This window comes from Streptomyces sp. NPDC046349, assembly GCF_055587885.1.
In genome coordinates, this window is sequence record NZ_JBVJFK010000005.1 from 371,907 (window position 1) to 397,496 (window position 25,590).

Below are 25,590 nucleotides of genomic sequence, written 5' to 3' on the forward strand. Positions count from 1 at the left end.
GGCCCGCCCGGCCGCGGGCGCGCCGGCGCCGGTCCCCGGCCGGCCGGCGCCGGGCAGACCGGGCCGGGCACCCGGGGCAGGGCCGGGCCGCGGACGCCGCATGCCGCATGCCGCTCGGCCGGGCATGTCTCGTACCGTGCGCCGCGGCTCAGGTCACCGCCTGGGCCGCGGCCCGGCCCGCCGCGCGGCCCGAGAAGATGCAGCCGCCGAGGAAGGTGCCCTCCAGGGCCCGGTAGCCATGGACCCCGCCGCCGCCGAATCCGGCCGCCTCGCCCGCGGCGTAGACGCCCGGCAGCGCTTCGCCCGTCCCGGTCAGGACCCGCGAGGAGAGGTCGGTCTCCAGGCCGCCCAGGGACTTGCGGGTCAGGATGGAGAGCCGTACGGCGATCAGCGGGCCGGCCCCGGGGTCGAGGATCCGGTGCGGGGCCGCGGTGCGGATCAGCTTGTCACCGAGGTACTTGCGGGCCCCGCGGATGGCCGTGACCTGGAGGTCCTTGGTGAAGGGGTTTGCGATCTCCCGGTCGCGGGCCACGATCTCGCCCCGGACCGTGGCCTCGTCGAGGAGGTCCTCCTCGGTGACCGCGTTCATGCCGCGCACGAGGGCGGACAGGTCGCGTTCGACGACGAAGTCGGCGCCGCGGTCCATGAAGGCCTTGACCGGGCCGGGTACGGCCTGGCGCGCCCGGGTGATGACATCGCGCACCGACCGGCCGGTGAGGTCCGGGTTCTGTTCGGAGCCGGAGAGGGCGAACTCCTTGCCGATGATGCGCTGGTTGAGCACGAACCAGGTGTGGTCGTGGCCCGTCCTCATGATGTGGTCGAGTGTGCCGAGGGTGTCGAAGCCGGGGAAGAGCGGCACGGGCAGCCGCTTGCCCGTGGCGTCCAGCCAGAGCGGGGACGGGCCGGGGAGGATGCGGATCCCGTGCCTGGCCCAGATCGGGTCCCAGTTCTGGATGCCCTCGGTGTAGTGCCACATCCGGTCCTTGTTGATGTGGCTGGCGCCCGCCGCCTCCGCGATGCCCAGCATCAGCCCGTCCACATGTGCGGGGACCCCGGAGAGCATCCGCTGCGGCGGCGTGCCGAGCCGGGCGGGCCACTGGGCGCGCACGAGGTCGTGGTTGCCGCCGATGCCGCCGCTGGTGACGATCACGGCTTGGGCGCGCAGGGAGAAGGACCCGGTGGCCTCGCGGCTGCTGGCGGTGCCCCGTACGGCGCCGGAGGGCTCCAGGATCTCGCCGGTGACGGTGTCCACCGCGCCGGCGGTCGCGGCCAGTCCGGTCACGCGGTGGCGGAAGGCCAGCCGGACGAGGCCCCGGGCGGCGCCCTCCCGGACCCGTCGCTCGAACGGCTCCACCAGGGCGGGTCCGGTGCCCCAGGTGATGTGGAAGCGGGGGACTGAGTTGCCGTGGCCGTTGGCGTCGTAGCCGCCGCGCTCCGCCCAGCCGACGACGGGGAAGAAGCGGATGCCCCGGGAGTGCAGCCAGGAGCGCTTCTCCCCGGCAGCGAAGTCGACGTAGGCCTCGGCCCAGCGGCGCGGCCAGGCGTCCTCCTGCCGGTCGAACCCGGCGGTGCCCAGCCAGTCCTGGAGGGCGAGGTCCCGGTTGTCCTTGATCCGCATCCGGCGCTGCTCGGGCGAGTCCACGAAGAACAGCCCGCCGAAGGACCAGTGCGCCTGGCCCCCGATGGACTGTTCCGGCTCCTGGTCGAGCAGGATGACCTTGCGGCCCGCGTCGACGAGCTCGGCGGTGGCCACGAGGCCCGCGAGCCCGGCTCCGATCACGATCACGTCTGCGTCGTACGTCATGCCGATACCCGTCCTCCGTCGATGGTGGGGCAGATCCTTTGCTACGGAGCGGTAACCAGTCAACAGCGGTGGTTGGATGGACTCGTGAGTGCCGCTGATGAAGTGCTGGACGTGGTGGACCGGGACGACCGGGTCGTCGGGCAGGCCCCGCGGGGCGAGGTGTACGCCCGCGGGCTGATCCACCGCTGTGTGTTCGTCCTGGCCAGGGACGCGGAGGACCGGATCTTCGTGCACCGGCGGACGGCGTCGAAGCTCGTCTTCCCCTCGCACTACGACATGTTCGTGGGCGGGGTGCTGGGCGCCGGCGAGAGCTACGCGCAGGCCGCGCTGCGGGAGGCCGAGGAGGAGCTCGGGGTACGGGGGCTGCCGCAGCCGCGGCCGCTGTTCACGTTCCTGTACGAGGGCCCGGGCGGGGCCTGGTGGTCCGCCGTGCACGAGGTGCGGTGCGAGCTGCCGGTGGCCCCGCAGGTCTCGGAGGTGGACTGGCACACTTTCCTCACCCGGGAGGAGCTGGACCGGCGGGTCGAGGGCGGGGAGTGGGACTGGGTGCCGGACGGCCTGGAAGCCTACCGGCGGCTGCGCGCGTTCGGACTCCCGCCAGTAGATTGATCAGGTGATCGACTTCGTCAAGGACGTACGCCTGTGGTTCGCGCCGTCGCGGCTGGAGGACGAGGGCGACACTCCCGACTACCGCTTCTCGCTGGCCAACGAGCGTACGTTCCTCGCCTGGATCCGGACCGCGCTGGCGCTGGTCGGCGGGGGTTTCGCGGTCGACCAGTTCCTGCCCGACCTGCGGTGGGGCGTGCGGGTGGGCATGGCCCTCGCGCTCCTCGCGGTCGGAGCCGCCTGCGCGCTGCGGGCGGTGAACCACTGGGTGCGCTGCGAGCGGGCGATGCGGCGGCACGAGGACCTGCCGCTGTCGCGCTTCCCGGTGGTGCTGAGCCTGGGCGTGGGGCTGGTCGCGGTGGCGATGGTGGTGGTCGTGCTGCTGGGCTGGACGTCGGGGCGGTGAGCACTGCGGGGGCGGACCGCGACGCCGGGCTCCAGCCCGAGCGGACCCGGCTCGCGTGGCGGCGCACGACCCTGGCGTCCTCGGTGGTTGCGGTGCTGGCGCTGCGGCAGGCCCTGCGCGGCTCGGGGTCGTCGACGGAGGTGGCCGGGGCGGCGGTGATCGTGCTGCTCTGGCTGGCGTTCCTGTGGGTGGCGCACCGGCGGATCCGGGCGCTGGCGACCGCTCGGCCGCGGGTGCTCGGGGCCCGGGCGGCGCTGGCCGTGGTCGCGTGCACGGTGGCGCTGGCGGCGTTCGCAGTGGCGGTCATCCTCTGAGCCGCCTGCCGGATTGTCCCACTTTTCCCCGCCAATCGGGATGCAACGGGCGATAGTCGACCTTTCGCACTACTCTCGGCGCCATGACGACCCTCCACCACGAACACCCCACGCACCAGCACGCCCACGGCGCGGACTGCGGCCACCGGGCGGTCCCGCACGGCGACCACGTCGACTACGCGCACGACGGCCACCTGCACCGGGAGCACTCGGGGCACTGGGACGAGTGCGAGCCGGCCGGGCACACCGCCCACGAGGGCCACGCCCACGCGCACGGCGCGGGCTGCGGGCACGACACGGTCCAGCACGGCGACCACGTCGACTACCTGCACGACGGGCACCGGCACGCCCCGCACGACGGGCACTACGACGACCACTGACCGGCGCCGCCCCTGACCGGCCCCCTCACGGGCTCCCCCGGCCGGCCGGGGACGGCACCCGCCCTCCCCCCGCCGCAGTGACGGCTGACAGGATGCTGACCGCCTGTCACAACGACCCGGGGAGAGCGCAGATGCCCGTAGACGATCCTTACCTCGTCCAGCCCGCACCGGGGGTGTACGCCTATGTCCAGCCCGACGGCGGCTGGTGCCTGAACAACGCCGGCTTCGTGAGCGACGGCGGCCGGACCCTGCTCGTCGACACCGCCGCCACCGAGCGCCGAGCCCTTGCGCTGCGCGAGGCGGTCGTCGCGGCCGGGGTGCCGCTCCCGCGGACCGTGGTGAACACCCACCACCACGGCGACCACACCTACGGCAACTCCGTCTTCACACCCGAGGCCCTGGTCCTCGGGCACGACAACGCGCGGACCGAGCAGCTCGCGGCCGGCCACCAGCTGGAGATGATCTGGCCCGCGACGGACTTCGGCGCGATAGACATCACCGCGCCCGACCTGACCTACAGCGACCGGGCGACCGTGCACGTGGGCGGGACCGAGGTGCGGATCGTCCACCCGGGCGTGGCGCACACCACCGGCGACTCGGTCGTGTGGCTGCCCCGGCAGCGGGTGGTCTTCACCGGGGACCTGGTCTTCGCCGGCGGCACGCCGTTCCTGGCGATGGGTTCGCTCGCCGGCTCCTTGCGCGCGCTGGATCTGCTGCGGTCGCTGGACGCGGAGACCGTCGTACCGGGCCACGGACCGCTGACCGACCCCTCGGCCTACGACTCCACCGAGCGCTACCTGCGGTACGTGGCGGAACTCGCCCGGGAGGGCCTGGCCAAGGGGCTGACCCCGCTGGAGGTGGCCCGGCAGGCCGACCTCGGCGAGTTCGCGGCGTGGCGGGAGAGCGAGCGGCTGGTGGCGAACGTGCACCGGGCGTACGCGGAGCTGGCCGGGAAGCCGGAGGGCGCACCGCTGGACATACCGGCGGTGCTCGCGGACATGACGCTGATGAACGGCGGTGCGCCCATCCTCTGCCACGCGTGAGGCCGGCGGGCCGGAGGTGTTCTTTCGTGCCCGCCCTCTGGACGGCATACCGACTGGTCGGCATGATTACGGGCGGCGGTGCGCCTGCGCATCGCCGCCCGTAAATCATCGACTCTCCGCACGGAGGTGCGCACCATGACCTCAGCCCCGGCCGACCCTCGAGGCCTGGATCTGGAGCGGCTGCGCGGTCATCTCGACCGGGCCCGGCCGGGACTCGTCGCCGGTGCGCTGCACGGCCGGCTGATCGAGGGCGGCCGGTCGAATCTCACGTACGAGATCACCGACGGGACCGCCCGCTGGGTGGTGCGCCGGCCGCCGCTCGGCCACGTACTGGCCACCGCCCACGACATGCGCCGCGAGCACCGGGTCATCGCGGCGCTGCACGGGACGGCCGTGCCGGTCCCGGAGCCGGTGCTGCTGTGCGAGGACGCGGAGGTGCTCGGGGCGCCGTTCTACGTCATGGAGTACGTGGACGGGGTGCCGTACCGCACGGCCGGAGAGCTCGCCGCGATCGGTCCGGAGCGGACCCGGCGGGCGGTGCTGGGCCTGGTGGACACCCTGGTCGAGCTGCACGCGGTGGACCCGGAGGCGGTGGGCCTGGGCGACTTCGGCCGGCCGGAGGGCTTCCTCGACCGGCAGCTTCGGCGCTGGGGCAAGCAGCTCGCGGCCTCGCGGGGGCGCGAGCTCGCCGGGATCGACGAGCTCCACGGCGCCCTGGGCCGCAGACTGCCCCACTCCCCCGGCCCGACCGTGGTGCACGGCGACTACCGGCTCGACAACGTGCTGATCGGCCCGTCCCCCTCCGGCACCGACAGGATCCGGGCGGTGCTGGACTGGGAGATGTCCACTCTCGGGGATCCGCTGACCGACCTCGGGCTGCTCGTGATGTACAGCTCCGACCTGGGCCTGCCCGGGTCCCCGGTCGGCACGACGAGCGGGGCTCCCGGCCATCCCGCGCCCACGGAGCTGGTCGAGCGGTACGCCGCCCGCTCCGGGCGGGACACCGGGGCCATCGCCTGGTACACGGCCTTCGCCTGGTTCAAGCTCGCGGTGATCCTCGAGGGCATCCACTACCGCTACACGCTCGGGCAGACCGTCGGTGCGGGCTTCGACCGGATCGGCGAGCTGGTTCCGGTCTTCATCGAGCACGGACTGACCACCCTCCAGGAACTGCAGGAAGGCTGAGGCACGCAGCATGGACTTCGCATTCGACACCCGGACCGAGGAACTCCGCGAGCGGCTGCTCGCGTTCATGGAGGAGTACGTCCACCCGGCGGAGCCCGTCGCCGCCGAGCAGCGCGCACGGCTGGCCTCGCCCTGGGACACCCCGGCCGTCTTCGGTGAACTCAAGGCCGAGGCGCGCCGCCAGGGCCTGTGGAATCTCTTCCTCCCGGACCCGCAGTACGGCGCGGGGCTCACCAACCTCCAGTACGCCCCGCTGGCGGAGATCACCGGCCGCAGTCCGCACCTGGCGCCCACGGCCACCAACTGCGCGGCCCCCGACACCGGGAACATGGAGCTGCTGGCCCAGTTCGGGAGCGAGGAGCAGAAGAAGCAGTGGCTGGAGCCGCTGCTGAACGGCGAGATCCGCTCCGCGTTCGCGATGACGGAGCCCGAGGTGGCCTCGTCGGACGCGACGAACATCGAGACCCGGATCGAGCGGGTGGGTGACGAGTACGTGGTCACGGGCCGCAAGTGGTTCATCTCCGGCGCCATGAACCCGGACTGCAAGGTCTTCGTCGTGATGGGCAAGACCGACCCGGAGGGCTCCGATCCGCGCCGCCAGCAGTCGATGGTCCTAATCCCCCGGGACACCCCGGGCGTCGAGGTGCGCCGGGCCATGACGGTGTACGGGTACGAGGACCACGACCACGGCGGCCACGCCGAGGTCGTCTTCGACGGCGTACGGGTCCCGGCGGCGAACCTGGTCGGCGAGGAGGGCGGCGGCTTCGCCATCGCCCAGGCGCGCCTGGGGCCGGGCCGCATCCACCACTGCATGCGGCTGATCGGCATGGCGGAGCGGGCCATCGAGCTGATGTGCCGGCGTGCGGTGGAGCGTACGGCCTTCGGCAAGCCGCTGGCCGCGCAGGGTGTCGTGCAGAACTGGATCGCCGACGCCCGGGTGGCGGTGGAGCAGGTGCGGCTGCTGGTGCTGAAGACGGCCTGGCTGATGGACACGGTCGGGAACCGGGGGGCACACACCGAGATCCAGGCCATCAAGATCGCGACTCCGCGGGCGGTGGTGCGGATCCTCGACGACGCGGTGCAGCTGCACGGGGCGGGCGGGGTGAGCCAGGACTTCCCCCTGGCCGAGCTGTGGGCGGCGGCCCGCACCCTGCGGCTGGCCGACGGCCCCGACGAGGTGCACCAGCGGTCCCTGGCCCGCAGGGAGCTGAAGCGGTACCTCTAGCCCCCGGCGGAGCAGCACTCGTGGGCGCTGGCCCGGGCCGGCACCGGCGCGGCCGGCGGCCCCGGGCCGCGGGGCGCAGCACCGGGCCGCGGGGCGCAGCACCGGGCCGCGGGGCGCAGCACCGACCGGGGATCACGGGGATCAGGGCCGCAGCGCCCGCAGCAGCAGGTCCGCGAGGTGGTCGGCGACCTGCTGCGGTGTGAGCGGGCCGTCGGCCCGGTACCAGGTCGACAGGTGGTGCACGGAGCCGAAGTGGTAGTCCACCACCAGGTCGGCTGGGGTGGCGGTGGAGAACACGCCGGTCCGCTGCCCCTCCTCGATCAGCGCCCGGAAGCGCTCGTGGTAGCGCCGGCGCTCGGCCCGTACCTGCTTGAACTTCTCCGGGCTGAGCTGGTGCATCGACCGGAAGAAGATCATGGCGTCGTCGAGGTTCTCGATGGTGGTGACGACCACGTCGGCGGCCGCGGCCCGCAGCCGTTCCTCGACGGGTGCGTCGGACGCGGCCACCGCGTCGAGCCGCTGCTGCTGGAGGCGCAGCATCCGCGCGTACACCTCGTGCAGCAGGTCGTCCTTGGACCCGAAGTAGTGGTAGAGCGCGCCCTTGGTGACCCCGGCCGCCTCGACGATCTCCTGGACGGACGTGCGGTCGTAGCCGCGCTCGGCGAACAGCCGGGTGGCGACGGCCAGCAGCCGCTGCGGTACCGGGGCTTCGTGCGTGCCTGCGGGTTCCGTTGTCCTGGCCGCCATGGTGCCGACCCTCCCTTTCTCGTTCCTGCCTGGTCGGTGCGACCAGCTGTACGACCGTCCGACTGTTTTCAGCCGCGATCGCGCAGTTCCCGTCGCAGGATCTTGCCACTGGTCGTCTTCGGAAGGACAGGCAGGATCTCGACCTCGCGCGGGTATTTGTAGGCGGCGATGCGCTCGGCGCAATAGGCGGAGATCTCTGCCGGCTCGGCCGAGATGCCGGGGCGCAGGCTCACGTACGCCTTGACGCTCTCCCCGCGGTACGGGTCGGGGACGCCGACCACGGCGGCCTCGCGGACGGCGGGGTGGGTGTACAGCACGTCCTCGACCTCGCGCGGCCAGACCTTGAATCCGGACGCGTTGATCATGTCCTTCTTGCGGTCGACGACGTAGAGCCAGCCGTCCGGGTCCATGAAGCCGACGTCCCCCGTGCGCAGTTCGCCGTCCGGGAAGGCCTCGGCGGTTTCGGCGGGCAGGCCCCAGTAGCCCGGCACGACCTGGGGGCCGCGGACGGCGATCTCGCCGGTCTCGCCGATGGGGAGTTCGGCCCCCTGCTCGTCGAGGATGCGGACGAGGGTGTCGGCGCCGGGCAGGCCGACGGACAAGGTGCCGGAGGCGGGGTCGACGGGGGCTTCCAGGTGCACGGGCACGCTGGCGCAGGGGGCGGTGCACTCGGTGAGGCCGTAGCCGTTGCGGAGGTAGAAGCCGAAGGCCGCGCGGAGGCGCTGGACGAGCGCGGGCGGGAGCGGGGCGCCACCGGAGGAGATCACCTGGAAGGAGGCGAAGTGGTCCGGGGTGGCGGCGGGGTGGGCGGCCAGGGCCATGAAGGCGGTGGCAGGGCCGACCGTGTAGGCGGGGCGGTGTTCCAGAAAGGCGTCGAGCACGGCGCCGGCCTCGAAGCGGTGGGCGAGGACGAGGGTGCCGGCGTTGACGAAGCAGGCCGAGAGTTCGCAGACCATGCCGGTGATGTGGAAGAGGGGGGCGAGGGCGAAGTAGCCGGCGCCCTCGACGAGGGGGTGGGAGGTGACCTGTCGCACGGCGTTGTAGGTGAGGGCGCCGTGCGGGTTCATCGCGCCCTTGGGGGTGCCGCTGGTGCCGGAGGTGTAATGGATGAGGGCGGTGTCGGAGGCGGTGAGGTCGGGGCCCTGCGGTGCGGGGCGCCCGGCGCGGGCCGCGGTGAGGAGGTCGACGGCCACGGGATCGACGGGTCCCGCGAGGGGATCCGCGGTGTCCGCGACGGCGGGCCGCTCCCGGCCGGGCACCGCGTCCGGCCCGACCGGCTGCGCGGGCACGAGCGGACGTACGGGGGCCGCGGCAGGTCCCGGGGCCGGGGCCGCAACAGGTCCTGGAGCCGTGGCCGGGGCAGCGGGGGCCGTGAGCGGAGCCGTGGCCGTGATCGGGGCCGTGGCCGTGATCGGGGCCGTGGCCGGACCGAAGACGCGCGGGTCGTCGCGGGTCTGGAAGTCCCGGTCCGACGCGGTCAGCACGGTCCGCACGGCGCTGCCCCGCACCGCCTGACGCAGGTACGCCGTCCAGGCGCGGCCGTCGCACACGAGCGCGGCGGCCCCGGAGTCGCGCAGGACGTGGCCGACCTCGCCGGACTTGTACATGGGGTTGAGGGGGACCACGACAGCCCCTGCCTTCCAGGCGCCGAGGACGGCGAGCACGAAGTGCGGGGTGTTCTGGAGCATGACCGCGACCCGGTCGCCGCGGCGGACGCCCCGCACCGCGAGGTGGCCGGCGAGGGAGTCGGAGAGCTCGTCGGCCTCGGCGTAGCCGATCCGGCCGTCGAAGTAGGCGAGCGCGGTGCGCTCGGGGGCGCGGGCGGCGGCCTCACGGAAGGCGTGCAGGACCGTGGGCGGCGGCGCGACGGGCGCCAGCTGGGCCGGGGAGAGCAGCCCGCGCCAGGGCCGGGCTGCGTAGACGGAGCTGGAGGGGGAGGCGGGGGCCGGCAGGGAGGCGGGGAGCGAGGGGGAGGCAGGGGTCGACGAGGAGGCGGGGGTCGACGTCACCGGCTCTCCCATGTCTGCTGGAGGTGGTTCATACCGCTCAGCCAGCGGTCCGGGTCGGTGGCGCGGACCGCGTAGTAGTCGGCGACCTCGGGGTGCGGGAGGATCAAGAAACGGCCCTTCTCCATGCCGTCGAACAGAGCGTCCGCGACCGCTTCCGGCTCGATCGCGTTCGGTGCGAGGACGAGTTCGCCCGCCGAGCCCGCGGCGGTCAGCATGTCGGTGCGCACTCCTTGCGGGCAGATGGCGTGGACCTCGACACCGCGGTGCCGGTAGGTCAGCGAGAGCCATTCCGCGAAGGCGAGCGCACCGTGCTTGGTGACACTGTACGGGGCGGCCCCGATCATGCTGAGCAGTCCCGCGGCCGAGACGGTGGAGACGAAGCGGCCGCTCCCCCGCTCCAGCCACTCGGGCAGCAGCAGCCGTGCTGCGCGGACGTGGGCCATGACGTTGACCTGCCAGGCAGCTTCCCAGGCGGTCTCGTCGGCGGAGGCGTCGCCGCCCGAGGCGAGTCCGGCGTTGGCGCAGAAGACGTCCACCGTCCCGCCGAGGGCCTCGCGGGCCTCGGCCACGATCCGCGAGGCGTCGCCCGGCACGGGGATCGCCCGGGTGCCGATGGCGCCCGCGACCGCGGCGGCCCTGGCGGGGTCGAGGTCGTTGACGACGACCGTGGCGCCCTCGGCCGCGAAGCGGTGGGCGAGCGCGGCTCCGATGCCGCCGCCCGCGCCGGTGACGACGACTCGCTGGTCCTGGTACGCGCTCACGGGATCACACCTCTCGTACGGCCGGGTAGCGGATCCCGGCAGACTAACCAGTCGGTATGTCCGGACGGAAGGGGCGCGCCTCCTACCGTGACCGGATGACGCTGTCGCGACGCGGGGTGCTGGGGCTGGCAGGGGCCGTGGGATCGGCGGGCGCTGTGGGCGCCCTGGCGGTGGCGGGTACCGCCGGGGCCGCCGGGATGGCCGGGGCCGCCGCGCCGCGGCCGGCCGGCCGGGTGCGTACGGGCTTCGAGCGGCTCGCGGCGGACGGGTACGACGTCCTGGCCGGACAGAAGGTCGGGGTGGTCACCAACCCCACGGGGATCACCGCCGATGCCCGCCACCTGGTGGACGTGCTGCACGCGGACGAACGGGTCGACCTCGTCGCGGTGTTCGGGCCCGAGCACGGGTTCCGCGGGACGGCACAGGCCGGGGACTCCGAGGGGGCCTCGCGGGACCCGGCGACCGGGCTGCCCGTGTACGACACCTACGACAAGAGCGGACAGCGGCTCGCCGACGTGTTCACGGCGGCCGGGATCGACACGGTCGTCTTCGACATCCAGGACGTCGGGGCCCGCTTCTACACCTACATCTGGACCCTCTACGACTGCATGCGCGCGGCCGCCCTCGCCGGCAAGGCGGTGATGGTGCTGGACCGGCCGAACCCGGTGGGCGGCCTGCGGGCGGCGGGCCCGGTCCTGGAGCGGCCGTACGCAAGTTTCGTGGGCCGCGAGCCGATCGCGCTGGCGCACGGGATGACGGCGGCCGAACTGGCGCGGCTCTTCAACGGCGAGTTCCTGGCCGCGGGTCCGGCCCCCGCCGGCCCGGTCAGGCTGACCACGGTGGCCATGTCCGGCTGGCGGCGCGGGTCCTTCTTCGGGGAGACCGGTCTGCCCTGGGTGCCGCCGAGCCCGAACATGCCGACGCCGGACACGGCCCTCGCGTACGCGGGCACCTGCCTGTTCGAGGGGACGAACCTCTCCGAGGGGCGCGGGACGACCACGCCCTTCGAGGTGGTGGGTGCCGAGGGGATCGACCGGCGGTGGGCGGAGGCGGCGAACGGGCTGGGGCTGCCCGGGGTGTGGTTCCGGGAGGCGTACTTCACGCCGACCTTCTCCAAGCACGTGGGAAGGGTGTGCGGCGGGGTCCGGCTGATCGTGCACGACCGGGAGGCCTTCGACCCGGTACGCGCCGGCATCGGGCTGCTGGTCACCGCCCGCCGGGTGTGGAGCGGCTTCAGCTGGCGCGCGGACCACTGGATCGACCGGCTGACCGGTTCGGACCGGGTGCGCAGGCTGGTGGACGCGGGCGCCGGCGTGGAGGAGGTCGCGGGCGACTGGGCGGCGGGACTGGCCCGCTTCGAGGCGGTGCGCGCGCAGTACCTGCTCTACTCCTGAGCCGGCCGCGTCGGGGGGCTGGCCGGGCGGGCGCCGCAGCAGGATGCTGACTGCACCGGAGGCACGGCGTGAAGGGGGACGTCATGGCGGACGTCGGTGGCGGGTTCGGCTTCGGGACGAGGACCGGGATCGGGGTGGGGCCGTACGCGGAGCTGACCTTCGACTCCGAAGGGGACGTGGACCGCGCCTCGCAGGGCGCGGTGTCCCGGATGGAAGCGACGGACGTGCTCGTCTTCGCGCACGGCTGGAACAGCGACCGGTCCACGGCCACCCGGCTCTACGACCGGTTCTTCGCGCCCTTCCCCGCCCTGGTGGGACCGGGGGTGCGGCTGGGGTACGTGGGTGTCGTGTGGCCCTCGATGCGGTTCTCCGACGAGCCGATACCCGACTTCGAGGCGGCCGGTGCCCTCGCGGAACCAGGCCGCGGCTGTGCACTCGACCCGTTGACGCGGCAGGCGCTCGAGGAGTTCTGGCCGGGGCGGCGCGCGGAGCTGGACCGGGTGGCGGAACTGCTGGCGGAGCAGCCGGAGTCGGCGGCGGCGTTCATCGAGTTCGGCGCGCTCGTCAGGGAGCTGGCCGGCCTGGACGCGGTGCACGCGGTGGCGGCGCCGGCGGTACCCGCGATCTTCACGGACGATGTGCTGGAGGTCTGCAGGGCCCTCTCGCTCGCCCTGGCCCGGGCCGGCGCCGCGGCCGCCGGTGCCGGCGCCGAGGGGCAGGGGCAGGGGCAGGGGCAGGGGCTCACGATAGGCGGCGGTCTGCGCGGCCTGTGGGGCGGCGCCAAGGAGCTCCTGCGGCAGGCCACGTACTACAGGATGAAGAAGAGGGCGGGTGTGGTCGGCGAGCGGGGCCTGGGCCCGGTCCTGGCGGAGCTGGCGGCGGCCCGCCCGGCCCTGCGGTTCCATCTGGTCGGCCACAGCTTCGGGGCGCGGGTGGTGTCCTTCTCGCTGCGCTCGGTACCGGACGGCGCCCGGTACGTCAGGTCGGTGACCCTGCTCCAGGGGGCCTTCTCCCACTACGCGTTCGCCGACCGGCTGCCGCACGACAAGGGTCGCGGCGGGGCCCTGCGCGGCCTCCACCGCCAGGTCGACGGACCGGTGGTCGCCTGCCATTCCCCGCACGACTCGGCGCTCAAGGTCTTCTACCCCCTGGCGTCCCGGATGGCAGGCGATTCGGCCGGTCTGCTCGGCCTCGACGAGCGGTGGGGCGCGATCGGGCACGACGGGGTCCTGGCGGTGCCGGGAGCGCCCCGGCTGAGCCTCGACACCGCCCTGCGCGAGGGGGTGCCCGCGGCCGGATGCGTCAGTGTGGACGCGGGCTCCGTGGTGCGGCGCGGCGGTGCCCCGTCGGGGGCGCACAGCGACATCTGCCACGAGGAACTGGCCCGGGTGGTGGTGTCCGCGGGGCGCATGGGGCGCTGACTTCCGGCCATGTGCCACCTGCACGCCTCGTCCGCCCCCGCATGCGCCTGCTCCCGACCGGGCATGTTGGGCACATCGGTGGAGGTGATGGTGTGATGGCGGGATTCCGGAGTCTGGCCTACCAGGTGCGCGACGCGCGCAATGACCGGGCCCTGCGGCGCCACTCGCTGCGCCGCTGCCTGGAGCGGTTCGCGCCCTACGGGCACCGGGCCACCTGGTGGCATCTGTGCGACCGGCACGGTATCGCCCCCGAGGACCGGGGGGCGGACCCGCTGCGGCTGGTCGCCGCGCTGGAGGAGTTGGAGGACGCGCGGACGGTCTGGCTGGAGTACGAGCGCCAGTTCGCGGAGCGGCGCCGGAGGGAGAAGCACCACGGGCTGCGTCGGCCGGAGTGGGCGTGGGGCGGGAGCGGGGACGCGGTGGTGCGCTGCGCGGACCCGGGGGTGCGGCCGGAAGGGGCGCTGGGCGAGGTGCTGCGGCGGCTGGTGCGGGCGCTGGAGTCCGAGCCCGGGACGGGGTGCCCGGTCTGCGGGGACGCCGAACTGCGGTGGCCGGACGTGGCTCCGGTGGGCCCCTGGGAGGGGGCGCTCGCCTGGGACGGGCCGGTGTGCGCGGGCTGCGGGATCGTGGTGCCGAGACCGGCCCTGGCGGACTTCCCCTCGACGGACGCGGCGTGAGGGGTCCCTCGACGGACGCGGCGTGAGGGGTCCCTCGACGGACGCGGCGTGAGGGGTGCGGTCGGGCCGGCCGTGGTGTCGGTCAACGGTTCACGCGGCGCCGCCGACGGGCCTGCCGTGCCCATGTCGCCGCGGGACCTGGCGGAGTCGGCGGTGCGGGCGGTAGCCGCCGGGGCGGGCGAGGTCCTGGTGCATCCGCGGACGCCGTGCGGGCGGGAGAGCCTCTCGCCGCGGGTGGTCGGGCCGGTGCTGGAGGTGGTGCGCGGCGCGGGGGTGGGCGTACCACTGGCGGTGCCGGTGAGCATCGGGGCCGAGCCGGATCCGGCGGAGCGGCTGGCGCGGGTCGGCGCGTGGGCGGTGCTGCCGGACCGGGCGGTGGTGCACTTCGCGGAGCAGGGGGCGGCCGGGCTCGCCGAGGCGCTGCTGGAGCGGGGGGTGCCGGTGGACGCGGTGGCGCCGCTGGGCGGCCCGGGCGGGCCGGAGGTGCTGGAGCGGCTGCGGGCCTGGCTGGTGCGGGGCCCGGGCGGCCGCCGCGGCGGGGTCCGCGTGGTGGCCGAGCTCGCCGCGGGCTCGGCGGACGAAGGGGCGGCCGGGCCGGCCCTGTCGGCCCATCTGCGCGGGCTGCCGCCGCCGGCCGTGCTGCTGTTCGGGCGGGATGAGGCCTCCTGGCCGGTGCTGCGGCTGGCCGCCCGGTGCGGCGCGGCCGCGCGCACCGGCGTGGGGGACGTGCTGCACCTGCCGGACGGGCGGCCGGCGCGGTCGAACGCCGAACTGGTCGCGGCGGCCCGGGAACTGCTGCGCCGGGAGCCGGCCGGCGGCTGCGGGGTGTCTCGTCGGCCAGGCCGGCATGATCGGCGAGAGGCCTCCTAGAGCCGCGAGCCGGTGAGCCGTTCGCCGAAGACGTCGTCGGGGTTGGACAGGGCGCAGGTCTCCATCGAGAGGCAGCCGCAGCCGATGCAGTCCGTCAGATGGTCGCGCAGGCGGGCGAGTCGGCTGATCCGCTCGTCGAGCTCGGTGCGCCAGGTCTCGGACAGGCGGGCCCAGTCCTCGCGGTTCGGCGTGCGCTCCTCGGGGAGCTGGGCCAGTGCCTCACGGATGCTGGCGAGCGGGATGCCCACCCGTTGGGCCGCGCGGACGAAGGCCACCCGGCGCAGCGCGTCACGGGTGTAGCGGCGCTGGTTGCCGGACGTGCGGCGGCTGCTGATCAGGCCCTTGGTCTCGTAGAAGTGGAGCGCGGAGACGGCGGCACCACTGCGGGCGGAAAGCTGACCGACGGTGAGTTCGTGGACTTTCTCGGGAATCTGCGGCACCCGGCCGAGGGTAGCCGGAGGTCCGTTGACATACACATACGGTCCCAGCATGCTGAGCAAGCGCTTATTCGTCCGTCAGTGGTCCCGCGAGAGACAGGAACAGGCATGGCCGAGCCGAGGGTCTTCACGTCCGCCGAGGAGCTGCACGCCGGGATCGGCGAACCGCTCGGCCCGAGCGGGTGGCTGGAGGTGGACCAGAAGCGGATCGACCTCTTCGCGGACGCGACCGGCGACCACCAGTGGATCCACGTGGACCCGGAGCGCGCCGCGACCGGACCCTTCGGTTCCACCATCGCGCACGGCTATCTGACACTGTCACTGCTGCCCAGCCTGGTGCCGCAGGTCATGCGGGTTGAGGGCATGCAGATGGGCCTCAACTACGGCACGAACAAGGTGCGATTCCCGGCGACGGTGCCGGTCGGCTCGCGGCTGCGCGCCACCGCCGTGATCACGGAGGTGGCGGAGGCGGGGGGCGGAGTACAGGTCACCGCGACGGTGACGGTCGAACGCGAGGGCGGCGAGAAGCCGGTGTGCGTGGCGGAGTCGGTGTCCCGCTACTACTTCTGAGGGCGCGGCCGCGCGCCCACCATGCGGAGCACGAGGTCGGCGTAGAGCGCGCCGACCTCGTCGGGCGTGCGCTGTCCGGCCACGCTGAACCAACGGGCCACGTCGATGCACAGCGACAGGACGGCGAGGGTGGTGCCCGGCACGTCGGGGACGTCGAACTCCCCCGCCGCGACCCCCTCGGCGAGGATGCGGCGCACGGCGGCGTCGCTCTGCCGGCGCAGCGCCACGATCTCGGAGCGGTGCTCGGGGGCGAGGGCGTCGAGCTCGTACTGGACCACGCGCGCCGTGGTGTGGTGCGCGGCGTGCCACCGTACGAAGGACCGCACGGCGGCGTCGAGGCGCTCGGCGGCGCAGCCGGGGCCGTCGGCGGCGGTGGTGAGGATCTCCAGCGCCTTGTCGTGCCCGATCCGGCTGATCCGGTGGAGCAGCTCTTCCTTGGTCTTGTAGTGGATGTAGAGCGCGGCCGGGCTCATGCCTGCGCGGCCCGCGATGTCACGGGTGGTGGTGGCGTGGTAGCCGCGCTCGGCGAAGGCGTCGACGGCGGCGACCAGCAGCCGCCGCGCGGCGTCCGGGGTGACCTCGGACCACGGCCGGTAGCCGTCGGCCGTGTCCTCCGCGCTGTCCATCGCTCACTCACCTCTCCACCGGTCGGGAGTGAACACCCTACACGGAGGGTGAGCAAGCGCTTAGCGTTCTCGGGCGAGGCCCTCCGGCCAGGGGCTACTTCGGCGCGAAGGGGTCGTACTCGGCCATGATCTTCTCCATCCTGGCCTGGTCCACCCTGCTGACGATCTGCGTGACCTCCTGGCGGTCGCGGATCACCTTGGCGAGGGTGAAGGCCGAGGTGGTGAGGTAGAGGACCGCGATCCCGAGGAAGGCGCGGACCCAGCCGTCGGCCTCGAGACGATAGATCCCCACTGCCACGGCCACGAGGGCGATGGCGAAGGAGGCGACGGCCTGTCCGTAGTACGCCCCCGTGTTCTGCTGCTTGACCGGTGTCTCGTTCATGCGTCGAGCATCGGGCGGGCGGCGGAGGGACACATCCGCGCACGTACTCATACCGGTACTCAGAAGGCGGAAACCCCGGTGCGGGCACGGCCGATGAGGAGTTTCTGGATCTGGCTGGTTCCCTCGTACAGCGTCGCCACGCGGGCGTCGCGGAGCAGCTTCCCGGCCGGGTACTCGTCGATGTATCCATACCCGCCGTGCACCTGGAGGGCGTTGCCGGCGGCGCGCACGGCGGCCTCGGAGGCGAAGAGCTTGGCGGTGGAGGACTCGGTGGCGAAGGGCTGTCCGCGGTCGATGAGGTCCGCGACGCGCCAGGTCAGCAGCCGGGCCGCGTCCACGTCGACCGAGATGTCGGCGATGAGCTCCTGGACCAGCTGGTGGTGGGCGATCGGCCTGCCGAACTGCTCGCGGTGGGCGGCGTACGAGACGGCGGCATCCAGTGCGGCCTGCGCGATGCCGACACAGCCGGCTGCGACGGACATGCGGCCCTTGGCGAGTGCGGACATGGCCACCGAGAAGCCCTTGCCCGCCGGGCCGAGCATCGCGGAGGCGGGCACGCGGACGCCGTCGAGGACGAGTTCGGAGGTGGCCTGGCCGCGCAGGCCGAGCTTGCCGTGGATCTCGCGGCGCGTGAGGCCGGGGGTGTCGGTGGGGACGAGGAAGGCGGAGACGCCGCGGTGGCCCGGCTCCTCTCCGGTGCGGGCGAAGAGCAGCACGACGTCGGCCCAGGTGCCGTTGCTGATGAACATCTTGGTCCCGTGGAGGACGTACGAGTCCCCCTCGCGCGCGGCGCGGGTGGTGAGGTTCGCGGCGTCGGAGCCGGTGCCGGGCTCGGTCAGGCCGAAGCAGCCGAGCGCGTCGCCGGAGCACAGGCGGGGCAGCCAGGTGCGCTTGTGCTCCTCCGTTCCCCAGGCGGCGATGGTCTTGGCGACCAGGCCGAGGGAGACGGAGACGATGCCGCGCACGGCGGCGTCGCCGCGGCCGAGCTCCTCGGTGACGAGGACGTAGGAGAGGTGGTCGCCGCCGGAGCCGCCGTACTCCTCGGGAACGGTCAGGCCGAGGAATCCCAGCGCGCCCAGCTTCTTCACGATGGCCCGGTCCACGCTTTCGGCCCGGTCCCACTCGGCGGCATGGGGGACGATCTCGCGCTCGGCGAACTCGCGGGCGAGCCGGCGTACGGCGCTCTGCTCCTCGCTCAGCTCCAGATTCACCGGGACCTCCTCCAGGCGGGTGGCGGGGGGCGGCGCTCACTTTAACTAGCACCGGTAGTTTTTGGGGCCAGGCTTTACTATGTGGCGCATGGCCAGACCGCGCAAGCCCCTTCTCAGTCGGGACCGCATCGTCGAGGCGGCCGGGGCGCTGGTCGACGCGGAGGGCCTGGAGGCGGTGTCGACCCGGCGGCTGGCTGCCGCGCTCGGGGTCAGCGGGCCGTCGCTCTACAACCACTTCCGCACGAAGGACGAGATCCTGGACGCGGTGGCGGACGCGGTGAGCTCGCGCGTCGACCTGTCGATGTTCGACGGTGGTCAGGACTGGCGGGGAGCGCTGCAGGCGTGGGCGCACTCGTACCGGGACGCCCTCGCGGACCATCCCAACATCGTGCCGGTGCTGGCGCGCGGGCCCGGGCGCCGCCCGGCCGGGCTGCGCGTGGCGGACGCGGTGTTCGGCGCGATGACGGAGGCCGGGTGGCCCGCGTCGCAGGCGACCCGGATCGGTGCGCTCATGCGGTACTTCATCCTGGGTTCGGCGGTGGGCTCCTTCGCCCGGGGCTTCGTCGACGACCGCGCGGCCTACGACCCGGCGGACTACCCGCACCTGGGCCAGGCCCACCTGCTGGCCGAACGGCAGCGCGAGGTGGACGAGGGCGCGTTCGAAACGGGCCTGGAGGCGCTGCTGGACGGACTGGCCCTCCAGTACGAGGCGCTGACGCACGCGAACCGGGGCGGCTGAGGCGCACACGCGGCCCTGGCAGACGGATCCGGCACATGGCCCCGGAGACGGACCCGGCATCGGTGCCGGGTCCGCTTTGGTGCCGGGTCCGCTTCGGTGCCGGGTCCGGGTGGCGCCCGATCAGGTCGGCATCCCCTCAGGTCGGCGTCCCCTCAGGTGGCGCCCGATCAGGCTTGGTGCGCGATCAGGGTTGGTGCCGGGCCTGGGTCTGGAAGACGACGAGGGAGCGGCCGCCCTTGCCGGCGAGCATGGCGTCGAAGGCCGTCGGGATGTCGTCGAGGGTGATCCGGTCGGTCACCAGGGCGCCCAGGTCGAGGCGGCCCGCCCGGACGTGCTCGGCGATGACCGGGAGGTCGCGGGCGGGATCGCTGTTGCCGTAGACGCAGCCGGTGAGGGTGCGCGCGAAGTGGAAGATCTCCAGGGCGTGGAAGGTGACCTGCTGGTCCTTGCCGCCGATGCCGACGACCGTGGTGCGGCCGCCGCGGCGGGTCGAATCCCAGGCACCCCGGATGGTCTCGGCCCGGCCGACGCACTCGACGGCGACGTCCGCGCCCTGCCCGCCGGTGAGCGCACGGATCTGCTTGGCGGTGGCGTCGGAGGCGAGCACGAACTCCGTGGCTCCGGCCGCGCGCGCCAGTTCCTCCTTGGCCGGTGACACGTCGACGGCGATGATCGGCCCCGCCTGCGCGATCCGGGCGGCCTGGAGCGCGGCCAACCCCACCCCGCCGACGCCGAAGACGGCCACCGACTCGCCTGGGCGGACCTGCGCACTGTGGTGGACGGCCCCGTAGCCCGTGAGGACGGCGCATCCGAGCAGGGCGGCCTCGGCGAGCGGGATCCCCGCCGGTGCGGGCAGCACGCAGCCGGCCGCGACGACGGTCTCCTCGGCGAAGGCGGCCACGTTCAGCCCGGGGTGCAGCGCGGCGCCCTGGGCGTCGTGCGCGTAGACGTTCCCCACCCCGGCGAGGGCGGTCGTGCAGAGCCAGACCTCGCCGATGACGCAGTGGTGGCACTTCCCGCAGGACGGTGCCCAGTTCAGTACGACGCCGTCGCCGGGGGCGACGTGGGTGACGCCGTCACCCACGGCGAGGACCGTGCCCGCGCCCTCGTGGCCGAGGACGGCGGGCACGGGAACCCGCATGGTGCCGTGGGTGAGGGAGAGGTCGGAGTGGCAGACGCCGGCTGCGGCCAGCCTGACGCGGACCTGCCCGGGTCCGGGATCGGGCAGCACGATGTGCCGTATCTCCAGGGGTGCTCCGACGGCGGGGAGGATGGCGGCGCGGACCATGGGCGTCGTCTCGTCTTTCCGGTGGTGGGGCGGGGGCGGGGCTGCGGGAGCGTACGGATGCCCGGGCTGCGGCGGGTCAGAACTGCAGGGACTTGGTCTGGAGGTACTCGGCCAGGCCGTGCGGGCCCAGCTCTCGGCCGACGCCCGACTGCTTGTGGCCGCCGAAGGGCGCGAGGATGTTGTACCGGCCGCCGTTGATGTCCACCTGGCCGGTGTCCATGCGGCGCGCGAAGGCCGCGGCGGTCTCCTCGTCCGCGGCCCAGACGGCGCCGCCCAGGCCGTAGACGGTGCCGTTGGCGATCCGCAGGGCATCCTCCTCGTCCTCGTACGCGAGGATCGACAGCACCGGGCCGAAGATCTCCTCCTGGGCGATGGTCATGTCGGGGGTGACGTCGGCGAAAACGGTCGGGGAGACGAAGTACCCCTTCTCGTAGGGCGCGTCCGGTCCGCCGGCGACCAGGCGCGCGCCCTCCTCCACGCCCTTGGCGATGAAGCCGCGGACGCGCTCGTGCTGCTTGGCGTTGACGACGGGGCCGACGCGGGTGCCCGCCGTGCGGGGGTCGCCGGTGGGGTGGTCGGCGACGGCGGCGACCGCGAGCGAGACGGCCTCCTCGTACTCGTCCCGGTGGACGAGCATCCGGGTGAGCGCGTTGCAGCTCTGACCGGTGTTGTTCATGACGTGGCCGACGCCCGCCGCGACGGCCTTGGGCAGGTCGGCCCCGGGCAGGATGACGTTCGCCGACTTGCCGCCCAGTTCCAGGGCGACGCGCTTGACGGCGGCGCCGGCCGTGGCGCCGACCTGCCTGCCGACGGCGGTAGAGCCGGTGAAGGAGACGAAGTCGACTCCCTCGTGGGCGGCCAGGGCCTGGCCTGCGACCGGCCCCGTGCCGGTCACCAGGTTGAAGACTCCGGCCGGGACACCCGCCTCGTGCACGGCCTCGGCGAAGAGCTGTGCGGTCAGCGGGGTGTCCTCCGCCGGCTTCAGGACGAGGGTGCAGCCGGCGGCGAGAGCGGGTGCCACCTTTGCAACGATCTGGTACAGCGGGTAGTTCCACGGCGTGATGGCCCCGACGACACCGATCGGCTCCAGCAGGACGGTGGAGTTGCCGATGCGCTCCTCGAAGGCGTAGGAGGCGGCGAGCTCGACGTAGGTGGAGACAACGGCGATCGACGAGCCGACGTGGACGGCCTTGGCGAACGGGAGCGGGGCTCCGAGTTCGGCGGTGACGGTCTCGGTCAGCTCGCCCTTGCGGGCCTCGAGCGCGTCGCGAAGCGCACCGATCCGGGCGGACCGCTCCGCCGGGGGCGTGGCCGACCAGCCGGGCAGGGCCGCGCGGGCCGCGCGTACGGCCGCGTCCACGTCCTCTTCGGTGCCGGCCGGGACCTGGGCGATGACCTGGCCGTCGGCCGGGTTGACGACCTCGATCCGGCCGGTTCCGACGGCGGGCCGCCATGCGCCGTCGATGTACATCCCGTCCTGGGCCTTCATGGCATTCCTCCCGAGTACGCACATGCGCGTGGATCCACCTCCCCGCCACCCTACAAACTAGCGCCGGTAGTTTTCGTCGGCCAGGGGCCGCCGCGGTCAGATGATGCCGAAAAGCATCCCTGCCGCGAGGACGACGAGAGAGGTGAGGGCCGCCCACTTCACGGTGAACCGGGTGTGGTCGCCGAACTCGACCTTGGCCATGCCGACCAGGACGTAGACGGCCGGAACCAGCGGGCTCGACATGTGCAGCGCCTGGCCCACGAGGGAGGCGCGGGCGATCTCGAGCGGGGAGACCCCGTGGGCGGCGCCGGCCTCCGCCAGGACGGGAAGGACCCCGAAGTAGAAGCCGTCGTTGGACATGAAGTAGGTGAGCGGCAGGCTGAGCAGGCCGGTGACCAGCGCCATGTGCGGACCCATGCCCTCGGGTATGGCGCCGACCAGCCAGTCGGCCATGTGCTTGACCATGCCGGTGCCGGTCAGGACCCCGGTGAAGACGGCGGCGGCGAAGACCATGCCGGCGACGTTCAGGACGTTGTCGGCGTGGGCGGCGATCCGGGCCTTCTGGTCGGGCATGTGCGGGAAGTTGACCGTGAGGGCGAGGGCCGCTCCGAGCAGGAACAACACCGGAATGGGCAGCCACTCCATGATCATCGCGGTGAGGAGGGCGACGGTGAGGCCGGCGTTGAACCAGTAGAGGCGGGGGCGCAGGGTGGGCCGGTCGGGGTCGAGACCCTGGAATCCCTCCTCGGGGTCGGGGTCGGGGTCGGGGTCGGGGTCGGAGCCGGGGCCCGTGTCGGGTCCAGGGGTGGAAGTGGAACCGGAGGCGGGGGCGGGCGCCTGTCCGGCGGCCGGGCCTGGCACCGCGGGTCCGGCGGCGTCCGTCCGGGCGGTGCTTCCGGCGGGGGCAACGACCAGGTCCTCCTGCTCGTCCTCGGCGCCGTCGGGCCTCCTACTGCCGGGGAGCGCCAGCACTCCGACGCGGCGCCGTTCCCTCAGGCCGAGTGCGTAGGCCAGGGCGAACACGAACACCAGGCCCACCGCGAGGGCCGGGATCATCGGGACGAAGATGTCGGCGGCGTCGAGCTTGAGGGCGGTGGCGGCGCGGGCCGTGGGACCGCCCCAGGGCAGGGTGTTCATCACGCCGTTGGCCGTGGCCGCGACGCCCGTCATGACCACCAGGCTGAGACCGAGCCGCTTGTAGAGCGGGTACATCGCCGAGACTGTGATCATGAAGGTGGTCGATCCGTCGCCGTCGAGCGAGACGATCGCGGCGAGGACCGCCGTGCCGACCACGACGCGCATCGGGTCGGCCTTGCAGAAGCGCAGGATGCCCCGGACGATCGGATCGAAGAGGCCGACGTCGATCATCAGGCCGAAGTAGACGATGGCGAACATCAACATGGCGGCGGTCGGTGCGAGCTTGCCGACGCCTTCGATGACGTAGTCGCCGAGGTGTGCGCCCTTTCCTGCGAACACGCAGAACAGTGCGGGTATGAGGACGAGCGCCGCGATGGGCGACATTTTCTTCATCATGATCAGGACCAGGAAGGTCGCGATCATGGCGAAGCCGAGGAAGGTCAGCATGGAGGGAAGGTAGGTGCCGCCTCCTTTCGCCAACAAGACGTCGGCGCGTGAGCAATACGAGCAAAACCCCAGCTCAGGGCAGGGGTGTCAGCTCGACGGGGAAGCCGTTGAGCACGGCGGTGCCGGAGAGCCGGTCGATCCGGGTGCCGTCGAGCAACTGGTTGACGTTGGCGCCCGGCGTGGCGGAAGCGACGCCCAGGCGGGTGTCGGCGCGGTCGTGGCCCCAGCCGTGCGGGAGGCTCACCACTCCCGTGCGGACGGCCTCGGTGACCTCGACGGGGACCTCCAGGCTCCCGCCGTCGGAGGCGACCCTGGCCCGTCCACCGTCGGTGAGGCCCAGGCGGGCCGCATCCTGCGGGTGGACCTGGAGGGTGCAGCGGTTGGAACCTCCGGTGAGGGCCGGGACGTTGTGCAACCAGCTGTTGTTGGACCGCAGATGGCGGCGGCCCACGAGCACCAGGGCTGCGGGGCGGTCGGCGAGCGCAGCGCGCAGCCTGGGGAGCTCGGCCGCGATCGGGTCCGGGAGCAGCTCGATCCTGCCGCTGCGCGTCCTCAGCACTTGCGGGAGCCGGGGCCGCAGGGGGCCGAGGTCGATGCCGTGCGGCGCCTCCAGCAGGTCGTCCAGGCCGAGGTCGTACGGGCCGAGGCGCAGCATCATGTCCAGCCGCCTCTCCGGTCCGCTGCCGCCCGTGAGTCGGCGCGCCTGGGCGGAGGGGTCGGTGCCGTGGAGCGGGGAGTGCGCGTCTGCGGCGGCCCGGGTGAGGGTGTCCGCGATGACGCGTTCGTCGACGGCCTCGGCCGGGGCGCCGTGCAGCCCCGACACCGCGAGGATCAGGCGCGCGTGGATCTCGCATTCGTCCATTCGCCCCGCCTCCAAGGGGACGGCGGCCGGTGAGTAACGGGCCTGGTTGCGTACGGCGAAGGCGTTGAACGCGAAGTCGAAGTGGGCGCTCTGCGCGGGCGGGGGCGGCGGCAGCACGACGTGGGCGTGCCGGGAGGTCTCGTTCAGGTACGGGTCGACCGAGACCATGAAGTCGAGGCCGGCCAGAGCCCGGTCGAGGCGGTCACCGTCGGGTGCGGAGAGGACGGGATTGGCGGCGATGGCGATCAGGGTGCGGATCCGCCCCTCCCCCGGTGTCTCGATCTCCTCGGCCAGGGCGGAGATGGGCAGTTCGCTCTTGACCTCGGGGTGGCCACCGACCCGGCTGTGCCAGCGGCCGACCGTGAAGCCCCGGCCGGGACCGGCCGGCCGGGGGGTGCGGTCGGTGGCGGAGAGCGGGAAGAGGGCTCCGCCGGGCCGGTCGAGGTTGCCGGTGAGGATGTTCAGTACGTCGACGAGCCAGCTGGCGAGCGTGCCGTGCTCGACGGTGCAGCTGCCGATCCGTCCGTAGACGGCGGCGGTGGGTGCGGCGGCGAGGTCCCGGGCGAGGCCGCGGATCTCGTCGGCCGTGAGGTCGCAGGCGGGTGCGACGGCCTCGGGTGTGAAACTCCCGAGGGCGGCGGCGAGTTCCCCGATTCCTTCGACGTGTTCCTCCAGCGTCCCGGGGGCGGCGAGCTTCTCGGCGAGCAGGGTGTGCGCGAGGGCGGCGAGCAGGAGCGCGTCGGTGCCGGGGCGCGGCGCGAGGTGGCGGTCGGCGAGTGCGGCGGTCCGGGTGCGGCGCGGGTCGACGACGACGAGGGTGCCGCCCCGGGCGCGCAGGGCTTTGAGCCGGCCGGGGAAGTCGGGGGCCGTGCAGAGTGAGCCGTTGGACTCGACCGGGTTGGCGCCGAGGAGCAGCAGGAAGTCCGTCCGGTCGAGGTCGGGGACCGGGATGGCCAGGGGGTCGCCGAAGAGGAATCCGCTGGAGACGTGCTTGGGCATCTGGTCGAGCGTGCTGGCGGTGAACAGGTTTCGGGTGCCGAGGGACTTGAGGAGCAGTGGCGGGTAGAGGGCGCCGGCCATGGTGTGCACGTTCGGGTTGCCGAGGACCACGCCGACGGCCTGGGGTCCGTACTCCCCGACGAGGCCGGGCACGGCGGCGGCGACGACGTCGTAGGCCTCGTCCCATGTGGCCTCCTGGAGCCGTCCGTCGCGGCGGACGAGAGGGGTGCGCAGACGGTCTGGGTCGGCGTCGATCTGCCCGAAGGCGGCACCCTTGGGGCAGATGAAGCCGCGACTGAAGACGTCGTCGCGATCACCGCGGGCGCCGGTGACCGCACTGCCCTCGATGGTGAGGGTGAGGCCGCAGGTGGCTTCGCAGAGGGGGCAGATGCGCAGGGCGGTGCGGGGCATGGGCCCTCCAGGGCGGCAGGCTGCGGCACGGAGACGCGGGAGCCCTGAGCATACCGACCGGTAGGCACGGTGGCGAGGGAGGGCGCCGCACGGGGTCGAGCGAAACCGCGGGCGCGCCGCAGGGAACACGGGCGGGCCGGGCGGATGCGC

At 73.4% G+C, this 25,590-nt stretch carries 25 protein-coding genes; 13 read left to right on the forward strand and 12 right to left on the reverse strand.

Features of this window, described 5'->3' with window-relative positions; all coding sequences use genetic code 11:
* Positions 1-148: 148 nt before the first annotated feature.
* Complete coding sequence (locus tag ACZ6JS_RS14760) at positions 149-1,804, reverse strand: FAD-binding dehydrogenase (protein WP_469297960.1); 1,656 nt, start codon at positions 1,802-1,804, stop codon at positions 149-151.
* 84 nt (positions 1,805-1,888) lie between these two features.
* On the opposite strand from ACZ6JS_RS14760, the gene ACZ6JS_RS14765 reads away from it, so the two are divergent.
* The 7 genes from ACZ6JS_RS14765 to ACZ6JS_RS14795 all read left to right on the forward strand — a co-directional run bounded on the left by ACZ6JS_RS14765 (position 1,889) and on the right by ACZ6JS_RS14795 (position 6,963).
* Positions 1,889-2,413, forward strand: coding sequence for an NUDIX hydrolase (locus ACZ6JS_RS14765; protein ID WP_469297961.1), 525 nt, complete (start codon positions 1,889-1,891; stop codon positions 2,411-2,413).
* A gap of 4 nt (positions 2,414-2,417) precedes the next feature.
* The gene (locus ACZ6JS_RS14770) at positions 2,418-2,816 is read left to right on the forward strand and encodes a YidH family protein (protein WP_469297962.1); all 399 of its coding nucleotides are present in this window, start codon (positions 2,418-2,420) and stop codon (positions 2,814-2,816) included.
* Positions 2,813-3,130, forward strand: coding sequence for a DUF202 domain-containing protein (locus ACZ6JS_RS14775; protein ID WP_469297963.1), 318 nt, complete (start codon positions 2,813-2,815; stop codon positions 3,128-3,130). Before ACZ6JS_RS14770 ends, ACZ6JS_RS14775 begins: the two co-directional genes overlap by 4 nt.
* Positions 3,131-3,213: 83 nt before the next feature.
* On the forward strand, positions 3,214-3,510 hold the full coding sequence (locus ACZ6JS_RS14780) for a hypothetical protein (RefSeq protein WP_469297964.1): 297 nt from the start codon (positions 3,214-3,216) through the stop codon (positions 3,508-3,510).
* A gap of 131 nt (positions 3,511-3,641) precedes the next feature.
* Entirely contained in the window at positions 3,642-4,553 is a 912-nt protein-coding gene (locus ACZ6JS_RS14785; RefSeq protein WP_469297965.1) for an MBL fold metallo-hydrolase, read from the forward strand.
* 135 nt (positions 4,554-4,688) lie between these two features.
* The gene (locus ACZ6JS_RS14790) at positions 4,689-5,738 is read left to right on the forward strand and encodes a phosphotransferase family protein (RefSeq protein WP_469297966.1); all 1,050 of its coding nucleotides are present in this window, start codon (positions 4,689-4,691) and stop codon (positions 5,736-5,738) included.
* 10 nt (positions 5,739-5,748) lie between these two features.
* Positions 5,749-6,963, forward strand: a complete 1,215-nt coding sequence (locus ACZ6JS_RS14795) for an acyl-CoA dehydrogenase family protein (RefSeq protein ID WP_469297967.1) — start codon at positions 5,749-5,751, stop codon at positions 6,961-6,963.
* Positions 6,964-7,104: 141 nt separating this feature from the next.
* On the opposite strand, the gene ACZ6JS_RS14800 is transcribed toward ACZ6JS_RS14795, so the two are convergent.
* From ACZ6JS_RS14800 to ACZ6JS_RS14810, 3 genes are all read right to left on the reverse strand, one after another.
* Positions 7,105-7,710: a TetR/AcrR family transcriptional regulator gene (locus tag ACZ6JS_RS14800; protein ID WP_030661506.1), complete on the reverse strand. Its 606-nt coding sequence runs from the start codon at positions 7,708-7,710 to the stop codon at positions 7,105-7,107.
* 68 nt (positions 7,711-7,778) lie between these two features.
* A complete protein-coding gene (locus tag ACZ6JS_RS14805; protein ID WP_469297968.1) occupies positions 7,779-9,731 on the reverse strand; it encodes an AMP-binding protein in 1,953 nt (650 codons plus the stop codon).
* Positions 9,716-10,480 carry an SDR family oxidoreductase gene (locus tag ACZ6JS_RS14810; protein WP_469297969.1) on the reverse strand — a complete coding sequence of 255 codons (765 nt, stop codon included), beginning with the start codon at positions 10,478-10,480 and terminating at the stop codon, positions 9,716-9,718. Before ACZ6JS_RS14810 ends, ACZ6JS_RS14805 begins: the two co-directional genes overlap by 16 nt.
* Positions 10,481-10,575: 95 nt before the next feature.
* Here ACZ6JS_RS14810 and ACZ6JS_RS14815 point away from each other — a divergent pair, with 95 nt between their 5' ends.
* The 4 genes from ACZ6JS_RS14815 (at position 10,576) to ACZ6JS_RS14830 (ending at position 14,842) form a co-directional block, all read left to right on the forward strand.
* Positions 10,576-11,874 carry an exo-beta-N-acetylmuramidase NamZ family protein gene (locus tag ACZ6JS_RS14815; protein ID WP_469297970.1) on the forward strand — a complete coding sequence of 433 codons (1,299 nt, stop codon included), beginning with the start codon at positions 10,576-10,578 and terminating at the stop codon, positions 11,872-11,874.
* 83 nt (positions 11,875-11,957) lie between these two features.
* Positions 11,958-13,295 carry a serine-threonine protein kinase gene (locus tag ACZ6JS_RS14820; protein WP_469297971.1) on the forward strand — a complete coding sequence of 446 codons (1,338 nt, stop codon included), beginning with the start codon at positions 11,958-11,960 and terminating at the stop codon, positions 13,293-13,295.
* A gap of 95 nt (positions 13,296-13,390) precedes the next feature.
* On the forward strand, positions 13,391-13,972 hold the full coding sequence (locus tag ACZ6JS_RS14825) for a hypothetical protein (protein ID WP_469297972.1): 582 nt from the start codon (positions 13,391-13,393) through the stop codon (positions 13,970-13,972).
* Positions 13,973-14,020: 48 nt separating this feature from the next.
* On the forward strand, positions 14,021-14,842 hold the full coding sequence (locus ACZ6JS_RS14830) for a 3-keto-5-aminohexanoate cleavage protein (RefSeq protein ID WP_469297973.1): 822 nt from the start codon (positions 14,021-14,023) through the stop codon (positions 14,840-14,842).
* Here the strand turns inward: ACZ6JS_RS14830 and soxR are convergent.
* The gene (soxR, locus tag ACZ6JS_RS14835) at positions 14,839-15,282 is read right to left on the reverse strand and encodes a redox-sensitive transcriptional activator SoxR (RefSeq protein WP_469297974.1); all 444 of its coding nucleotides are present in this window, start codon (positions 15,280-15,282) and stop codon (positions 14,839-14,841) included. The genes ACZ6JS_RS14830 and soxR overlap by 4 nt on opposite strands.
* A gap of 105 nt (positions 15,283-15,387) precedes the next feature.
* Here soxR and ACZ6JS_RS14840 point away from each other — a divergent pair, with 105 nt between their 5' ends.
* On the forward strand, positions 15,388-15,849 hold the full coding sequence (locus ACZ6JS_RS14840; protein ID WP_469297975.1) for a MaoC family dehydratase: 462 nt from the start codon (positions 15,388-15,390) through the stop codon (positions 15,847-15,849).
* Here ACZ6JS_RS14840 and ACZ6JS_RS14845 read toward each other — a convergent pair.
* The 3 genes from ACZ6JS_RS14845 to ACZ6JS_RS14855 form a co-directional block, all read right to left on the reverse strand.
* Positions 15,840-16,475: a TetR/AcrR family transcriptional regulator gene (locus ACZ6JS_RS14845; RefSeq protein ID WP_469297976.1), complete on the reverse strand. Its 636-nt coding sequence runs from the start codon at positions 16,473-16,475 to the stop codon at positions 15,840-15,842. The genes ACZ6JS_RS14840 and ACZ6JS_RS14845 overlap by 10 nt on opposite strands.
* Before the next feature lie 94 nt (positions 16,476-16,569).
* Positions 16,570-16,857 (reverse strand): YiaA/YiaB family inner membrane protein, encoded by a 288-nt coding sequence (locus ACZ6JS_RS14850; protein WP_030661476.1) that lies wholly within the window; start codon positions 16,855-16,857, stop codon positions 16,570-16,572.
* 59 nt (positions 16,858-16,916) lie between these two features.
* Positions 16,917-18,068: an acyl-CoA dehydrogenase family protein gene (locus ACZ6JS_RS14855; protein ID WP_469297977.1), complete on the reverse strand. Its 1,152-nt coding sequence runs from the start codon at positions 18,066-18,068 to the stop codon at positions 16,917-16,919.
* A gap of 88 nt (positions 18,069-18,156) precedes the next feature.
* On the opposite strand from ACZ6JS_RS14855, the gene ACZ6JS_RS14860 reads away from it, so the two are divergent.
* Positions 18,157-18,807: a TetR/AcrR family transcriptional regulator gene (locus ACZ6JS_RS14860; RefSeq protein ID WP_469297978.1), complete on the forward strand. Its 651-nt coding sequence runs from the start codon at positions 18,157-18,159 to the stop codon at positions 18,805-18,807.
* A 184-nt stretch (positions 18,808-18,991) separates the two neighbouring features.
* Here ACZ6JS_RS14860 and ACZ6JS_RS14865 read toward each other — a convergent pair whose 3' ends face one another.
* From ACZ6JS_RS14865 to ACZ6JS_RS14880, 4 genes are all read right to left on the reverse strand, one after another.
* Complete coding sequence (locus ACZ6JS_RS14865) at positions 18,992-20,095, reverse strand: Zn-dependent alcohol dehydrogenase (protein ID WP_469297979.1); 1,104 nt, start codon at positions 20,093-20,095, stop codon at positions 18,992-18,994.
* Positions 20,096-20,171: 76 nt separating this feature from the next.
* Positions 20,172-21,584: an aldehyde dehydrogenase family protein gene (locus ACZ6JS_RS14870; protein ID WP_469297981.1), complete on the reverse strand. Its 1,413-nt coding sequence runs from the start codon at positions 21,582-21,584 to the stop codon at positions 20,172-20,174.
* 96 nt (positions 21,585-21,680) lie between these two features.
* Positions 21,681-23,168 (reverse strand): CitMHS family transporter, encoded by a 1,488-nt coding sequence (locus tag ACZ6JS_RS14875; protein ID WP_469297982.1) that lies wholly within the window; start codon positions 23,166-23,168, stop codon positions 21,681-21,683.
* A 73-nt stretch (positions 23,169-23,241) separates the two neighbouring features.
* Entirely contained in the window at positions 23,242-25,440 is a 2,199-nt protein-coding gene (locus tag ACZ6JS_RS14880) for a molybdopterin-dependent oxidoreductase (RefSeq protein WP_469297983.1), read from the reverse strand.
* Positions 25,441-25,590: the final 150 nt, after the last annotated feature.

What these genes read in the sequence shown, in the direction of transcription:
- ACZ6JS_RS14785 (WP_469297965.1), top strand. Translation starts at nt 3,642, where the DNA reads ATGCCCGTAGACGATCCTTACCTCGTCCAGCCCGCACCGGGGGTGTAC.
- ACZ6JS_RS14790 (WP_469297966.1), top strand. Translation starts at nt 4,689, where the DNA reads ATGACCTCAGCCCCGGCCGACCCTCGAGGCCTGGATCTGGAGCGGCTG.
- ACZ6JS_RS14875 (WP_469297982.1), bottom strand. Translation starts at nt 23,168, where the DNA reads ATGCTGACCTTCCTCGGCTTCGCCATGATCGCGACCTTCCTGGTCCTG.
- ACZ6JS_RS14795 (WP_469297967.1), top strand. Translation starts at nt 5,749, where the DNA reads ATGGACTTCGCATTCGACACCCGGACCGAGGAACTCCGCGAGCGGCTG.
- ACZ6JS_RS14860 (WP_469297978.1), top strand. Translation starts at nt 18,157, where the DNA reads ATGGCCAGACCGCGCAAGCCCCTTCTCAGTCGGGACCGCATCGTCGAG.
- ACZ6JS_RS14845 (WP_469297976.1), bottom strand. Translation starts at nt 16,475, where the DNA reads ATGGACAGCGCGGAGGACACGGCCGACGGCTACCGGCCGTGGTCCGAG.
- ACZ6JS_RS14815 (WP_469297970.1), top strand. Translation starts at nt 10,576, where the DNA reads ATGACGCTGTCGCGACGCGGGGTGCTGGGGCTGGCAGGGGCCGTGGGA.
- ACZ6JS_RS14805 (WP_469297968.1), bottom strand. Translation starts at nt 9,731, where the DNA reads ATGGGAGAGCCGGTGACGTCGACCCCCGCCTCCTCGTCGACCCCTGCC.
- ACZ6JS_RS14865 (WP_469297979.1), bottom strand. Translation starts at nt 20,095, where the DNA reads ATGGTCCGCGCCGCCATCCTCCCCGCCGTCGGAGCACCCCTGGAGATA.
- ACZ6JS_RS14820 (WP_469297971.1), top strand. Translation starts at nt 11,958, where the DNA reads ATGGCGGACGTCGGTGGCGGGTTCGGCTTCGGGACGAGGACCGGGATC.
- ACZ6JS_RS14870 (WP_469297981.1), bottom strand. Translation starts at nt 21,584, where the DNA reads ATGAAGGCCCAGGACGGGATGTACATCGACGGCGCATGGCGGCCCGCC.
- ACZ6JS_RS14880 (WP_469297983.1), bottom strand. Translation starts at nt 25,440, where the DNA reads ATGCCCCGCACCGCCCTGCGCATCTGCCCCCTCTGCGAAGCCACCTGC.
- ACZ6JS_RS14760 (WP_469297960.1), bottom strand. Translation starts at nt 1,804, where the DNA reads ATGACGTACGACGCAGACGTGATCGTGATCGGAGCCGGGCTCGCGGGC.
- ACZ6JS_RS14850 (WP_030661476.1), bottom strand. Translation starts at nt 16,857, where the DNA reads ATGAACGAGACACCGGTCAAGCAGCAGAACACGGGGGCGTACTACGGA.
- ACZ6JS_RS14780 (WP_469297964.1), top strand. Translation starts at nt 3,214, where the DNA reads ATGACGACCCTCCACCACGAACACCCCACGCACCAGCACGCCCACGGC.
- ACZ6JS_RS14840 (WP_469297975.1), top strand. Translation starts at nt 15,388, where the DNA reads ATGGCCGAGCCGAGGGTCTTCACGTCCGCCGAGGAGCTGCACGCCGGG.
- ACZ6JS_RS14825 (WP_469297972.1), top strand. Translation starts at nt 13,391, where the DNA reads ATGGCGGGATTCCGGAGTCTGGCCTACCAGGTGCGCGACGCGCGCAAT.
- ACZ6JS_RS14800 (WP_030661506.1), bottom strand. Translation starts at nt 7,710, where the DNA reads ATGGCGGCCAGGACAACGGAACCCGCAGGCACGCACGAAGCCCCGGTA.